Here is a 14,480-nt window from a genome sequence, read left to right as displayed (position 1 = left end):
GTGACCAGAATCGAAGCGAAATCCATGACGCGACAAACCAATGCAATGAGACGCAACGACAAATTTTTTCCGGCACCCTTTCAGCCCCCCGGATTCACCATCCTGGAAGTGCTGATCGCGCTGACCGCTGCGTTGTTGTTGATGCTCGGATTGACCCGTGCCTATAAGTTGCTGGGCAGTCGTATCACCGAGCGTCAGTCACAGCTGGAACTGAGTAGCAAATTGCGTGACGTCGCACTGCGGATGAGAGACGAGTTGTCGCGGGCGACGTGTCAGATGAAACCGCCAGCCAGTGCAAGTGGTTCGGAAGGCTATCTGGTCTATCACGAGGGACCGTTTACTTCATCGACCACAGTGCTCGGCAGCACCCAAACGCCTACCCCACGCAACACCGGCTTCTTTCCGGACACGCGCTATGGCGATATCGATGATTACTTGGCCTTCACCGCACGCGCGGAAAAGGACAGCCCGTTTGTCGGGTTCATCCCTCAAGGGATTCTTTGGGCGCAACGGTTTGCGAGCGGGCAACTCACCCCCGATGAGATTTCGCGGATCAACCACATCGACGCCACTCGGTTGGTGCCGTTTTATTCCGAGTACGCCGAAATCGCCTACTGGGCATCGCCACGCTACACGCGCAGCGGTGATGGCACCTTGCGTTATGACCAACCCAATCTGCTGAGCGCCTCAACGACACCGACCACGACGGCACCGCGATTTCGCGATGCAAACGGAGACCTTTTGCCCGATCGTTTGGATTTGCATCGACGTGTTTTGCTGATTCGACCGGACTTAAACATGACGATCGAAGAGATGTTCGTCAGCAACGCGACGATGGCCGCCCGCGCCGGTTACAATGGGCTGAACATCATCGCGTTCAACCCGGCGACCCCCTTCGTCCCCGACACCATTCCGACGATCCCGTTTCTGACACGCGATGCCGCGGGTGAGATTTACATTCGTCCGTTGTCATTCGGATCCGGGGCGCAGGGCAATCTGGATTTCTATCGCCCCAACACCGCGGGCGTCAATCCGTTGCTCGCACCTAATCCAACCGTCCCTCGGATGAACGCGCCCGGGATTTGGTGGGATCCATCCGATGCAAACCGGTTCAATCATCCGTCGCCATCTTGGTTGACCGGATTGGCGCGGATGCAGCAGGTCATGGACCTGTCCATCAGCCGCGAAACAGTGACATGGCCGTCGCTGTCGGCCGCATTTCCCACCCGTACGGATCTGTTTGCGTCGCCACCATCGCCGACCGCCGCGCCCGAGCAAGTTGCCTATCGTGGAATGCCGTCCAATGTCGTCCGTGCGAATGACCTCGGTCAGTTGACGCGCCCGGAAAACCGTTTCGGATTCGTGCGGATTCCCGAGCCGATTTTGAGTGGGACATCTGGATCGACCGGGTTAGAGTCATCTTCGATGCCGCAGTTGGCGCTGTGCCCTCCGCATGATTACTTGCACAGCCGATTCACATCGACGCCGACTCCGCCACAAGGGGCCACGGTCAGCGAACACGTGCAAGGCCCACCGTGGCCGACGACCTTTCCGGCCCAAGCCGATGATCCGCGACTGGACATCGTTCCCACATCGGACATCGACTTTTTAAATCCGTACGGGCGATTCACAATGACGACGTTCTTACGTCCGGAATTTGCGTTGGTCGATCGGATGTCCGACGCCGGTGCCGGTTTGCAGGAGGCCGGCGAGAGGCCGGAGATCATCAATCGAGGCGGGTCGGATGTTGTCGCCACCGATGTGGTCAGTTTCGACATTCGAATCTTTGATCCGTCGGCACCGCACTTTATCTGGGAAGGTCGCGATCGCGTTCCCGGAAATCTGGGCGATGATGACGGCGATGGGATCTCGCCGGACGACACCCGCGCAGCCGGGGCGCCTGTGATCGAAATCGACGAATTGGGGATTGCCGGCAGCGATGATGAAGTGGTCCCGATCGATAGCCACCGGCTCGATGAAGTCCTGATTGGTAACGGAACGCGGAACGCGCAGGGGGAATTCGATTATGGATCCTCCGGTGGCCGAAGCAATATATCGCGCTTCGGCATTGTCAATCGCGGCGACTTCGTTGATCTGAACTATGTGCGGCTCGCCGGCGGGCCCATGCGAGGCCTCTTTCACCGTGATATCGTCAACGGCAACGCACTGATGCTCCAAAACATTGACGCGTTCGAAAGCCCGTTCAGCGGGATCCAGTTGCCAACGGTCACGGTCGGGACGCAGACATTCGTCCCCTTTACCGATGCCTATCAGGATAGTGGACGGTTCTTGCTCCGCCGCGGCGGTTCGCAGTCCATTTCGTCGTTTTATCAACCGATCTACGACACTTGGACCGATAGCTACGCCACGGACGACTTTGACCAAGAGGGATTCAACGGTGGACCGTACACGCGTGAGCCGCTCTCTGGTACAGGGACGGTGAGCGGCACCTACACCGAACGTCGCGTTCCGCAGGCAAATGCCGCTGCGGGACCGCAATCGGCCAACATGCAGATCCAAGGTGTGTTGGGGTTGAGCTACCGACGCTGGACCAGTGCGCGCAGCTCTGTCAACAGTGGCGGGGAATTCGCAGCTCAGTCGGCCGGAATCATACAAATTGCACCGACCAGCACCACACCGTTTAAGATCGAGCCGCCCATTCCTCAACCGCTTCGGGCACTGAAGATTACGATTCGCGTGGATGATTTCAGCGCCGAGACGATTCGGCAGCAGACGGTGATTCAGGAGTTTTGATTCGACGTGATGGTGATTCGTCTATTGATCGTGGTTCTGTTGCTCGGCGGTGTGGCCGCGCGGTTGGTGATGCTCAACCAGACCCGCCGTTTCGCTCCGCCCACCGCGGGCCTGGACCGTGCAGACGTCAAACGTGCGGTCACCGAAGGCGGCGATGATGTTCAGCCGTATTGCTTTGCCGATGACGTTGCCGTCTTGCTGACCGTCGGCAAGGACGGACAACCCGGTCAAGCCGAAGTGGATGATAACCTCAATGGCGTCGTCGATGACCGTCGTGAAACGGGCGCCGTCGGCAGCGATGATGAATGCCTGGGACCCGCCGATGCGGGCTACCACGACGCGCTCGATAGGCCCGGCACGCTGAGCATCTCCAAAGGCGGCTTTGTCGAATGCGATTCGGCAGACGATCCGCCGCGGTATCTGACGCCGGACTTGGGTTGGATTGTGAATCGTTAGTGGAGAGAAGGCGGGATGATGAGGAAATATCCCAGCACGTGGCGTCAGCCAGTGGCGCGTGTTCGGGGCGAAACCCACGCGCCGGTCGCTGACCGGCCTGTTGATTTTCTGCGGTTTCAGTTGTGGGATTTGGCGCTATGATGGGGGGCACGGAGGCTTTTTTTCATGGCAGGTTTTGCTACACCACCGCTGGGTCGAGACCAGCTGGTTCTATTTCCTGAAAAACTCGATGAGGTGATCCCGCAAGACCATCGAGTCCGATTGCTCGATGACATTCTGCGACGCCTCGACTGGACCGATTGGGAGGCCGCTTACGATCTCACCAAGGGACAACCGCCGCTTCATCCCCGCGTGATTGCAGGTGCCGTGCTGTACGGAATCATGAATCGCATTTTATCTTCGCGGGCTGTCGAAGAGGCTTTGTGGGTTCGAAATGATTTTCGTTGGCTTGTCGAAGGTCTTCATATCGACCACACCACCATTTGCAAATTCCGGCAGAAGAACTCTGCAGCACTTAAGAGCCTGTTCGTCCAAGTCGGCTTGGTCGCTCGCGAACTCGGGCATTTGCCGCTGGAGTCCCTCGGTTTTGATGGCACACGAATCAGAGCGAACAATCGCCGTTCCGGCTCACGTTCGCCGGAAGAACTTCGCCAAGCGAAGGACGAGCTTCAACAACGATTTGTCGAGCTAGAGGAACAAGCGGCTCAGGCTGACGCTAGCGAAAGCGAACGCCTGGGAAACCACAATGGACTTCAGTTGAGCGAAGAATTGGCCGAGGTGCAGCAGCGTCAGGGAAAGGTCGACGCGGCGATCGCAGAACTGGAAAAGCTAGACAAGGAACCTAAGCGACTGCCGATCGTCGACCCAGAATCTCGTCTCACCCCGAACAAAGATGGAGGCTTTGCCCCGAATTACACCCCGCACCTGGCCGTTGATATCGACAGCGGCCTGGCTGTCTCCGCCGATGTGATTCCTCATACCGATGAAGACAAGCACATGATTTCGGCGGTCCAGGACGTGAAAGAATCGTTCGGCCTGGACAAGGTTCCTGGTGAATTGTTGGCCGACGGCATGATGAGCACTGGCGAGAATCTCGCCCGTTGCGAAGAGCTGGGGATCGACTTTTATTCTCCGATCAAGCTGGGCTGCAAAGACAACCCGGCAGACCGCCAAGACCCGCGTCAGCCTGTGCCCGAAGCGGACTGGGATCGCCTGCCCACCTCGACGACGAAGCGCGACGGCAAGAAGATAAAGCGATTCAACAAGAACGCATTTATCTACGACACTGACGAGAACTGCTATTGGTGTCCTGCCGGCGAGAAACTTGCCTATCAGCACCAAACGAGCCAAATGGAGAACGGTCGTCGTCGAATCTTTTACCGTTACCAGAGCTCTACGGAGTCGTGTCAAGGTTGCCCGCTTGCGTCTCGATGTCTTGGCGCGAAGTCCAAGACTCGTGGGGTCAGTCACGGCGAGCATGAATCGAAGCGTCGCAATCATGCTGAGAAGATGAAGACATCCGAATCACAAGCCAAGTACGCTCGTCGTCGTTCTCCCGGCGAACGCCCCTTCGCAGTGATCAAGGCCAAGTACGGGGCGAGGCAATTCTTCAGCCGTGGTCTGCAGCGTGTGCGAAACGAGTGGCTGTGGTTGGTCAGCGCGTTCAACCTCGAACGATTGCTATCGCTCCAGGCCAGCGGCCCAGATCCGCCACAGCGACGTTAAACGATCGTTTTTTTCATCCCGCCCGTTTCCTCCAGCCAGCCGACCCTCGAATAATAACCGGGGGGACGCTGTGTCTTGAGGGAACGGGGGGCAGGGGGGGACACGCTCAAAATCGCAATCGTGAGCAGAAAATCAACAGGCCGTGACGCGTCCCGCTGAGATTGCGAACTCCGTTCTTGTGCCATTTCCGGTTAAACGCCTTTGCGGTTGAAGTCTTTGAGAACCAGCCCGGTGGTGATGCGGCTGGATTCGTAGATCACCGGCAGGCCGCTGCCCGGATGCGTGCCTCCGCCGACCAGGTAAACGCTGCCCAAGTCTTCGAATCGGTTTCGCGGTCGGTTGTGCAGCATTTGGCCCAGATTGTGCGCCAAGTTAAACGTCGCGCCTTTGTGGATCGCGTAGTCTTGGTTCCAGTTTTGTGGCGTGATCGTATGCTCTGTCCGAATCCGGCTGCGAAGATCCCCTAAACCGATCGCGGCCATTCGATCGAGCGTCAATTCTCGGAACGCCGGCGCTTCGGCTTCCCAGTCGATCGATCCGGTCTGATGCGTCACCGGGACCAACACGTACAACGTGCTGTGACCAGCCGGAGCCAACGAGGGATCGGTGACGCAGGCGTTTTGGACGTAGAACGACGGGTCTTGGCTGAGCGTGTGCGTCTGCTCGATCTCGCGAAGATTGTTTTCATAGTCTTCGCTGATGTGGATGCTGTGGTGGGGCAGGTCTTCGTACAAACCTTCGAGGCCCAGGTACAACATGAACGTGCTGCAGGAGAACCGTTTCTTGGCGATCGCCTCGTCGGTCCACCGCTTGCGTTTCTCGTTGGGAACGGTGCGGCTGATCCAGTCGGCAAAGTCGGCGTTGACCACGAACGCGTCGGCCGCATAGTTGCCTTGATCGGTGGTCAAGGATCGCACGTGCCGGCCTTCCATCTCCACGCTGCGAACCGGTTCGTCGTAACGGAAATTGACGCCCAACTCCTCCGCGATTTCCGCCATCCGCTCGCTCACTCGGCTGCAACCGCCGATCGGATGCCAGACCCCGTGCTCGTATTCCAAGAACGACAGGATGCTGAACAGGCTGGGGCAATTGAACGGTGACATGCCCAGATACTTGGATTGGAACGCGAACGCGATGACCAGCCTGGGATCGGAAAAGTACCGCTGCAATTCTTGGCCGAGCGAACGAAACGGGTGCAGGTGTTTGGCGGCACCGATCAGTGAGGGACGCATCAGGTCGGCGATCGATGAGAACGGCGACTCGAGAATCGGCCGAAATTTTTCCAGCTTGATCCGGTTGTCGTCCATGTAGCGGGCCAACGAACCGACGTCGGGCGGCGACAATTCAGCGATCTGACGATCCATCTCCGCCAGGTCCGGGGTGCAATCGAGTTGTCCGCCGCCACCGAAGGTCAGACGGTACTGCGGATCCAACCGCTCCATCGGCACTTCCTTCATCAGGTCGTAGCCGCAGCCGGCGAAGATTTCTTTGAGCACGCGGGGGTACAGAAAGAAGGTGGGGCCGCAATCGAATCGATAGCCGTCCATTTCGATAGCCGACGTTCGACCGCCGGGACGATCGCGACGTTCCAACACCGTCACGTCACAGCCGGCGTGGGCCAATTGCATCGCCGCGGCCAATCCACCCGGGCCGGCACCGACCACGACCACCTTTCGATTTGACACTGGCGTTTTCCTTGGAGGTTGGGAATGGTAGCGTTGCTGGTGTGCAGGCTTCAGCCGCCCCGTCTTGCTGCTTCGCAGCGCGTGGGGATGCGCCTGAAGGCTGGACACCAACGGTTGCTGGTGTGCAGGCTTTAGCCGCTCCGTCTTGCTGCTTTGCAGCGCGTGGGGATGCGCCTGAAGGCTGGACACCAACGGTTGCTGGTGTGCAGGCTTTAGCCGCTCCGTCTTGCTGCTTCGCAGCGCGTGGGGATGCGCCTGAAGGCTGGACACCAACGGTTGCTGGTGTGCAGGCTTTAGCCGCTCCGTCTTGCTGCTCCGCAGCGCGTGGGGATGCGCCTGAAGGCTGGACACCAACGGTTGCTGGTGTGCAGGCTTTAGCCGCCCCGTCTTGCTGCTTCGCAGCGCGTGGGGATGCGCCTGAAGGCTGGACACCAACATTGCTGGTGTGCAGGCTTTAGCCGCTCCGTCTTGCTGCTCCGCAGCGCGTGGGGATGCGCCTGAAGGCTGGACACCAACGTTGCTGGTGTGCAGGCTTCAGCCGTTCCGTCTTGCTGCTTCGCAGCGCGTGGGGATGCGCCTGAAGGCTGGACACCAACGGTTGCTAATACGTTCCCTTTTGGATTCCAGCTTCGATCTGGCGGCGGACGAGCGTATCGATGCCGACGTCATCTTTGGGGGTCAGTTCGATTTCGCCACGGTCGGCAGAGGTTCGAGCCCGCTTGACGACTTCGCGGACTGCATCGACGGTCAACGGTTCAACCAACTGAGCCTCCTCGTTGCCGGGATCGGACTGGAGCACCGGTGTTAGGATATGAACGAAGTCAATGGTGGTGATCTTGTTTCGTTCCACGCCTTTGCGCAAACGGACGAATTGCAGGGAATCGCCGGCGGAAAACTGATCGGGATGATCATCGACGAATTTTTCGATGCGGCGGATCTGTCCCCACTGTAGCACCGGCAACCGGGTCATGCGTTGCATCACGCCGGAGGCTTGCCAGCCTTCGAGTCGGCCGCGTTCGAGTTCGTCGGCAAAGGTGTTGAGCAATTTGACCGTCGCCGCCTTTTCTTCCGGTTCGAGCAAACTCTGCTCCACCGCAGGAATGAAACTGCCGCGCATCGAACGCAACGCCAATTCGTCTTGCTTGTCGAAAATCAGCCACGTCATCACGCCGCAGGTCAGGAACCCGACGATGCCCATCAAGACCATCGACGCCAGGATCGCCGGCATGCAGCCCGGCCCTTCGTCCTCTGGCGCGTCGGAGGGGTCTTGGGTGGCGTCGGCGGTCATGGGGTGACTTTGGGGAAGAAGGGGAGTTGGTTGGTGTGCAGGCTTGAGCCGCCCCGTCTTGCTGCTTCGCAGCGCGTGGGGATGCGCCTAAAGGCTGGACACCAACGTTGCTGGTGTGCAGGCTTCAGCCGCTCCGTCTTGCTGCTCCGCAGCGCGTGGGGATGCGCCTAAAGGCTGGACACCAACGGTTGCTGGTGTGCAGGCTTTAGCCGCTCCGTCTTGCTGCTTCGCAGCGCGTGGGGATGCGCCTAAAGGCTGGACACCAACGGTTGCTGGTGTGCAGGCTTTAGCCGCTCGGTCTTGCTGCTTCGCAGCGCGTGGGGATGCGCCTGAAGGCTGGACACCAACGTTGCTGGTGTCCAGGCTTCAGCCGCTCCGTCTTGCTGCTCCGCAGCGCGTGGGGATGCGCCTGAAGGCTGGACACCAACGGTTGCTGGTGTGCAGGCTTGAGCCGCCCCGTCTTGCTGCTTCGCAGCGCGTGGGGATGCGCCTAAAGGCTGGACACCAACGGTTGCTGGTGTGCAGGCTTCAGCCGCCCCGTCTTGCTGCTTCGCAGCGCGTGGGGATGCGCCTAAAGGCTGGACACCAACGGTTGCTGGTGTGCAGGCTTGAGCCGCCCCGTCTTGCTGCTTCGCAGCGTGTGGGGATGCGCCTGAAGGCTGGACACCAACGTTGCTGGTGTGCAGGCTTTAGCCGCTCCGTCTTGCTGCTTTGCAGCGCGTGGGGATGCGCCTGAAGGCTGGACACCAACGGTTGCTGGTGTGCAGGCTTCAGACGCTCCGTCTTGCTGCTTCGCAGCGCGTGGGGATGCGCCTGAAGGCTGGACACCAACGTTGCTGGTGTGCAGGCTTTAGCCGCTCCGTCTTGCTGCTTCGCAGCGCGTGGGGATGCGCCTGAAGGCTGGACACCAACGGTTGCTGGTGTGCAGGCTTTAGCCGCCCGGTTTCGCTGCGGAGCAGCGAAACCGACAGCGAACAGACGTTAGACGTCGGGGAACTCGATTTTGATGACTTTCAGCGTCATCATGCCGGCGGGGACTTCGATCTTGGCAATTTCGCCGACCTTTTTTCCGATCAGACCTTTGCCGATCGGGCTGGTGACCAGGATCTTGCCGGACTTGTAGTCGTCTTCTCCGGCGCCGACGAACGTGAATTCCTCTTCCATGCCGTCGTCCTGGTCTTCGACCGTGACGGTGCAGCCGAAGACGACTTCGTCGCGGGGCAGTTCCGACATGTCGACGATCGTGGCGCGGGCGAGTTTGTCTTTGAGCAGATTGATCCGCGCTTGGACCTTGCCTTGATTTTCACGCTGGGCGTGGTATTCCGCGTTTTCCTTCAAGTCGCCTTCTTCGCGCGCCAGGGCGATCTTGTCGGCGATCTCGGGCATCACTTCGCGATCAAGATGCTCGATTTCGGCTTTGATCTTGTTGTATCCCTCTCGGGTCATCGGCACCGATTCAACCATCACACTCTCCACGGGTCACTGAAAAAAAGAAACCTTCCCCACCCAGACGGCGGGAAAGGCTTCGTTGCTTGTTTGGGTAGTTTTGCCGCTTTCTTCGTTAATGTAAAGGTCTTTAACGCGTCAGGTCCGGGTCGATCGTCTTGGGCGATTCGTCGGATTCGAATGGCAGGCCGATGTCCTCGTCCAGCCAGCGGCCCAAATCGATCAGCCGACAGCGCTCGCAGCAGAACGGCGGGGCATTGGTTTCGTCCATCCGAAAGCGTTTTCCGCAGGTCGGACACTTCGATTTGTCACGGGGTTCGTTGGGCATGGGACGGATTTGAGGGGGAATGCAGGAGGTGACACCGCAGGAGGGGGCTCGGCGCGTCACGTCTGAACGAGTGTTCGGAACGGGCTTGGTCCAGAATTCTAATGGAGTCGAAGTGCTCTGGCGCGTCGTCGACAGCTTCGGTCACATGCCAGCTTGGCAGGAGGAAATTCGCCGCGACATGCTATTGATGCCAGTGTGACGGCAAAATGTCAAGATAGTGAATCTTGCGACGCCCGCTGCGGTTTGGTATCCGATTTGCAACCGACTGGCGTAACCGGTCCGATGCGACCGGTGTCGGCCTGAACGTGCAGACTGACCTTGCGGTCGGAGGCACTGGTCTTGTCAGATTCTCCCCAGATGCGAACACTAAGCGGTCATTGAAAGGCCGACGCATCGATTGTTCGGTCTGATCCCGATGCGATTTCGTTGCTTTTAACTCCCAAAGACACTTTATGGATTCACCGTTAACGCACCCGCTTGCCGCGAGCCAGCTCTCCGGTAACCCGATTTCCGGTAGCCACGCCTACCAGAGTTACCAACGCCAGCGTCAACTGACGCTCGGGGATTTGCTGCTTGAAAATCGCATTGTCTTTTTGCAGGGCGAAATCCACTACGGCAACGCCAACGAGTTGGTGATGAAGTTGCTGTACTTGCAGAGCGAAAATCGCCGCAAAGACATTCATTTCTACATCAATTCTCCCGGCGGAAGCGTCACCGCGACGTTGGCGATTTACGACACGATGCAGATTCTCTCGTGCCCGGTCGCGACGTACTGCGTCGGTGAAGCCTGCAGCGGGGCGGCCGTCTTGTTGGTCGGCGGCAGCAAAGGCAAACGGTACTGTCTGCCCAACAGCCGCGTGATGATGCACCAGCCGATGGGCGGCGTCGGCGGACAGGTCAGCGACATCGAAATCCAAGCGGCCGAAATGTTCCGCTATCGCGATGTGCTGAACCAGATCATCGCCAGCCACTCGGGACAGCCGGTCGAAAAAATCGCCGAAGACACCGATCGCGATTTCTTTTTAGGGGCCAACGAAGCCAAAGAGTACGGATTGGTCGACGATATCCTGACCAAGCCGCCGGTCGAAGACGAAGACGAAGACGCCAACTGAGCCGTCGCCCGTCTCGTTTTCCCTCTCCCGTCCAACTAACCAAGAATACCGATATGCCACTGATTCCCTACGTCGTTGAAAAGAGCGGACGCGAAGAACGCACTTACGACATCTATAGCCGACTGCTGAAAGACCGAATCATCTTTCTCGGTCAACAAGTCGATGACCAGATCTCCAACTCGCTCGTCGCTCAGATGCTGTTCCTGATGAGCGACGATCCCAAGGCGGACATCCACCTGTATATCAACAGCCCCGGTGGAAGCATCACCGCCGGCATGGCGATCTACGACACCATGCAATTCGTCTCCTGTGACGTCGCTACCTACTGCATCGGTCAAGCCGCGTCGATGGGCGCCGTGCTGTTGACCGCCGGTGCCGCCGGGAAACGCTACGCGCTGCCCAACGCGCGGATCATGATTCACCAGCCGCTCGCCGGCATGCAAGGCACCGCGCGGGAGGTCGAGATCCACGTCGAAGAACTGCGGCGGATCAAGAAACGCATGAACGAAATCATGATCGATCACACCGGCCACTCGCTGGAAAAAATTGAAACGGACACCGATCGTGACCGCTTCATGAGCGCCGAAGAGGCCCGCGAGTACGGCTTGATCGACAAGGTCGTCAAACGCGCCGGCGAAGCCTAAACGGGCGAGCGAAGCAGAGTGGGATAGCCTTCGCGACCCTCCCAAAGGGCATTGTGTCTACACATCTTTTGCATGTCAGATCGGTTTTGAGTGGATGGTTTCGGCCAACGGCCGTTTACATCCATAGCCTTGGGCATCGCCCAAGGTCCCCAAACGAGAACGAGAGGGGTTGGCCGGCGGCCATACACAAATGCCTCGTCAAACGCGAAGGTTGTCCATGGCCGTTGGCCAAATTTCACCTCATTGCGATGAGGTTCCTGGGGCGGCGCAACCCTCGCAAATGCTCGGTTTGCTTGCCCCAGGCTACGGATATGCATGCCCTTTGGGCAAGAAGCGACTTGCGTAGATACCAATGCCCAAAGGGAGGGTAACTTCACTTTAATAGCGAATCGACCGCTTCACTTGTTGCCCCGCTGTTTGGCGGGTGTTGTGGATACTTCCTGTGGTTGATGAACAGACGCGTTAGAATTTGCCCATTCGGACTTTTCTACGCCGTTTTCCTCATCACCACAGAGCTCCGCCGTGAAACGATTCATGGTTTGCACAGGGCAGTATGCCCTTTTGGCGATCGTCGTCCTGTTCGCCGTCTCTCATTGCACAGCCCATGCGGCTGATCTTGTCGGCAATTATCCCCACCCGGTCGGACACACCGTCTCCTCGGCGGAATCGGCGATCCAATGGCACGAGGATCTTGATGCCGGCTGGCGCGCGGCCAAACAGTCGGGCCGGCCGATGGTGATCTTCATCACCTCCAGTCGATGTCGCTATTGCGACGCGATGAAACGTGATACTTGGACCGATGGCACGATTCGAAGCCGATTGAAGAACGGGTTCGTCGCGATTCGTCTGTCACCGGATCGTAACGCTGACGTCCTGCGACGCATCGACGTGCCGGCCTATCCGACCACGTTGATCGGGCATCCCGATGGCAAGGTCCTCGCCCACAAGGTCGGTTATCAGCCGCCCGGTGCGCTGCACCAGTTGTTGGGTGCGGCCGATCAATCGGCGAACTGATGTTGCCGCAATAACCGCAATCGCTGGTTCAATTCACGTTCACGCCGATCCAATTCGGCTTCGCGTCGATCGAGCCGAAGGGACCACTGGCTGAGGCTGGCGATCAAGTCGCCGGTGTGATCGGGGAACAGGTCTTTCGGCCGAGCGGGCGGTTTGGGTGATGCGTTGACGGGAGCATTGACCGGAGCGTTGCGGTCAGCCGATTGCACTGTTCCGGCGGGCTGCGGAGGATCGATTCGCAGGATCACCTCGTTTTGATCTGCGGTTCCAGGTCGGCCGTCAGCGGGCGATCGCCGCCGAACCTGTAGCGTGGCGAGCCGTTGTTCGGCACGCGTGGGGTGACGCAGCGTCTTGAGGCGGAACAAGGTGGGTGGTGCAACGCCCGGTCGGTTTGCGGTCGTTGCAGTTGCACCGCCGGCGATCGAATCGTTGTGGTCACGTGCGATCGCTCCCGTGCCCACCGCGAGCGGACGAGGCGCCGATGCGATCGGCCGGCGGCGAATCCTCGCGCCGCCCGTGATCTTTCGTTGCAACGGTGTTGGGGTAACGGTCGGTGGCATCGGACGACGGTTTGGAGGAAGTGTGACGAATGGCCGTTTCGTCACCGGCAGTCAGGGTGTGGCCCCCAGGGCTTCGTTCGTCACTCTCGGCCGAGAGACCTGCACGCTTGTCCGCCTGGAGCGTAAAATGGGGCGTAAGCTATCGTCATCGCAGCGGTTGTGACGTTCAAACCGCCCACCGCCCACCTTCCACTGTTAGGGGTTCGAACCGGGATGCATCTCTCCGACGTTTCAAAAGGGTCACGCGCTGTTGTTTCCGGACTGATCCCAGCTTTCCTGGTCGGCGTCGCATTGCTGCCGTCGGGGGTCACCGGGGACGACGTGGCGTCGCAGGGGAACGCGACCCAGGGCGAGGTGGCGGAATTTCAGACACCGGAGCAGACCAACGCGGCGATCGACAAGAGTGTCGAGTTGGCGATCGGGTTTTTAAAGAATCGCGGCCAGACCGGCGACGGTGCGTTCAGCCCGGAGACTGGCGTGGCGGTGACGTCGCTGTGTGTCCGAGCGATTCTGGAGCATCACCCCACCGACGTCGATTCGCCAGTCGTCCAGAAAGCGATTCAGTTCATTCTGGACAACGTTCGTCCCAGCGGTGGGATCCACGCGACGGGATCGATGTACCGAAACTATGAAACGTCCGTTGCCGTGGGCGCCTTGGTCGCAGCCAATCGCGACAAGCGCTACGAAAGTCAACTCAACCGCGCCGAAGCGTATTTGAAGGAGATTCAGTGGGACGAGGGTGAAGGCGTGGAGTCGTCGGACACGGCCTATGGCGGTGCGGGCTACGGCAAACACGCTCGTCCCGATTTGTCCAACACGTCCTTCTTGGTCGATGCCCTGAAAGACTTGGGCAACGACGCGGACGACGAAGCGATCCAAAAGGCGCTGCGATTCATCAGCCGGACGCAAAACTTGGCCGGCCACGGAAACGACACCGAGCATGCCGACAAGATCGGCGACGGCGGGTTTTACTACACGCCGGCCGCCGGCGGTGAAACCAAGGTCGTCAGCGAAGACGGCGACAGCGAAGACGGGGACAACGGCGGGGCGCTTCGCAGCTACGGCTCGATGACCTACGCGGGGCTGAAGAGCATGATCTATGCCGGCCTGACCGACGACGATCCACGCGTCGCGGCCGCCATGGACTTCATCCAAAAGACCTATTCGCTGGACGAAAATCCGGGGATGGGCAAAGCCGGGCTGTATTACTACTACCACACCTTCGGCAAGGCCTTGGCGGCGGCCGACATCCGCGTGCTGACCGATGCGGATGGCGAAAATCACAATTGGAGACGCGAACTCGCCGCAACCTTGATCAACGCCCAACAGGCCGACGGGTCTTGGGTCAATGACGGCAACGACCGGTGGATGGAAGGCAACCGCAACCTGGTGACGGCCTACGCGCTGCTGGCGCTGAAATATTGCCGCGAATGAGTGATCTGGCAGCCGGGGGGCTTGTGTGGGGCTT

At 59.3% G+C, this 14,480-nt stretch carries 12 protein-coding genes; 7 read left to right on the top strand and 5 right to left on the bottom strand.

Translation table 11 applies throughout. The features are described from left to right. The first annotated feature begins 45 nt into the window (after positions 1-45). From TBK1r_RS08375 to TBK1r_RS08365, 3 genes are all read left to right on the top strand, one after another. A complete protein-coding gene (locus TBK1r_RS08375) occupies positions 46-2,754 on the top strand; it encodes a hypothetical protein (protein WP_145208877.1) in 2,709 nt (902 codons plus the stop codon). 9 nt (positions 2,755-2,763) lie between these two features. Continuing rightward, positions 2,764-3,210: a hypothetical protein gene (locus tag TBK1r_RS08370; protein WP_145208875.1), complete on the top strand. Its 447-nt coding sequence runs from the start codon at positions 2,764-2,766 to the stop codon at positions 3,208-3,210. A 165-nt stretch (positions 3,211-3,375) separates the two neighbouring features. Then, positions 3,376-4,935 (top strand): IS1182 family transposase, encoded by a 1,560-nt coding sequence (locus TBK1r_RS08365; protein ID WP_145207977.1) that lies wholly within the window; start codon positions 3,376-3,378, stop codon positions 4,933-4,935. A 191-nt stretch (positions 4,936-5,126) separates the two neighbouring features. Here TBK1r_RS08365 and crtI read toward each other — a convergent pair whose 3' ends face one another. The 4 genes from crtI to yacG all read right to left on the bottom strand — a co-directional run bounded on the left by crtI (position 5,127) and on the right by yacG (position 9,682). Next, complete coding sequence (crtI, locus tag TBK1r_RS08360; RefSeq protein ID WP_145208873.1) at positions 5,127-6,620, bottom strand: phytoene desaturase family protein; 1,494 nt, start codon at positions 6,618-6,620, stop codon at positions 5,127-5,129. A 601-nt stretch (positions 6,621-7,221) separates the two neighbouring features. Beyond that, complete coding sequence (locus TBK1r_RS08355; protein ID WP_145208872.1) at positions 7,222-7,908, bottom strand: hypothetical protein; 687 nt, start codon at positions 7,906-7,908, stop codon at positions 7,222-7,224. Between the two features lie 981 nt (positions 7,909-8,889). Continuing rightward, a complete protein-coding gene (gene greA, locus TBK1r_RS08350; RefSeq protein ID WP_095740583.1) occupies positions 8,890-9,372 on the bottom strand; it encodes a transcription elongation factor GreA in 483 nt (160 codons plus the stop codon). Between the two features lie 112 nt (positions 9,373-9,484). Next, positions 9,485-9,682, bottom strand: coding sequence for a DNA gyrase inhibitor YacG (yacG, locus tag TBK1r_RS08345; protein ID WP_145208870.1), 198 nt, complete (start codon positions 9,680-9,682; stop codon positions 9,485-9,487). Positions 9,683-10,134: 452 nt separating this feature from the next. Here yacG and TBK1r_RS08340 point away from each other — a divergent pair, with 452 nt between their 5' ends. The 3 genes from TBK1r_RS08340 (at position 10,135) to TBK1r_RS08330 (ending at position 12,452) form a co-directional block, all read left to right on the top strand. Continuing rightward, positions 10,135-10,794: a ClpP family protease gene (locus tag TBK1r_RS08340; RefSeq protein WP_145208867.1), complete on the top strand. Its 660-nt coding sequence runs from the start codon at positions 10,135-10,137 to the stop codon at positions 10,792-10,794. 53 nt (positions 10,795-10,847) lie between these two features. Continuing rightward, entirely contained in the window at positions 10,848-11,438 is a 591-nt protein-coding gene (clpP, locus tag TBK1r_RS08335) for an ATP-dependent Clp endopeptidase proteolytic subunit ClpP (protein ID WP_145208865.1), read from the top strand. Between the two features lie 522 nt (positions 11,439-11,960). After that, positions 11,961-12,452: a thioredoxin family protein gene (locus TBK1r_RS08330; RefSeq protein ID WP_419581125.1), complete on the top strand. Its 492-nt coding sequence runs from the start codon at positions 11,961-11,963 to the stop codon at positions 12,450-12,452. Here TBK1r_RS08330 and TBK1r_RS08325 read toward each other — a convergent pair. Then, complete coding sequence (locus TBK1r_RS08325) at positions 12,437-13,012, bottom strand: hypothetical protein (RefSeq protein WP_145208863.1); 576 nt, start codon at positions 13,010-13,012, stop codon at positions 12,437-12,439. The genes TBK1r_RS08330 and TBK1r_RS08325 overlap by 16 nt on opposite strands. Positions 13,013-13,225: 213 nt before the next feature. On the opposite strand from TBK1r_RS08325, the gene TBK1r_RS08320 reads away from it, so the two are divergent. Then, entirely contained in the window at positions 13,226-14,446 is a 1,221-nt protein-coding gene (locus tag TBK1r_RS08320; protein WP_145208861.1) for a prenyltransferase/squalene oxidase repeat-containing protein, read from the top strand. Positions 14,447-14,480: the final 34 nt, after the last annotated feature.

It is taken from the genome of Stieleria magnilauensis (assembly GCA_007753675.1).
Lineage (GTDB): Bacteria > Planctomycetota > Planctomycetia > Pirellulales > Pirellulaceae > Stieleria > Stieleria magnilauensis.
The sequence above is the reverse complement of the archived record's forward strand: the minus strand, read 5'-3'. Positions and strand labels throughout refer to the sequence as shown.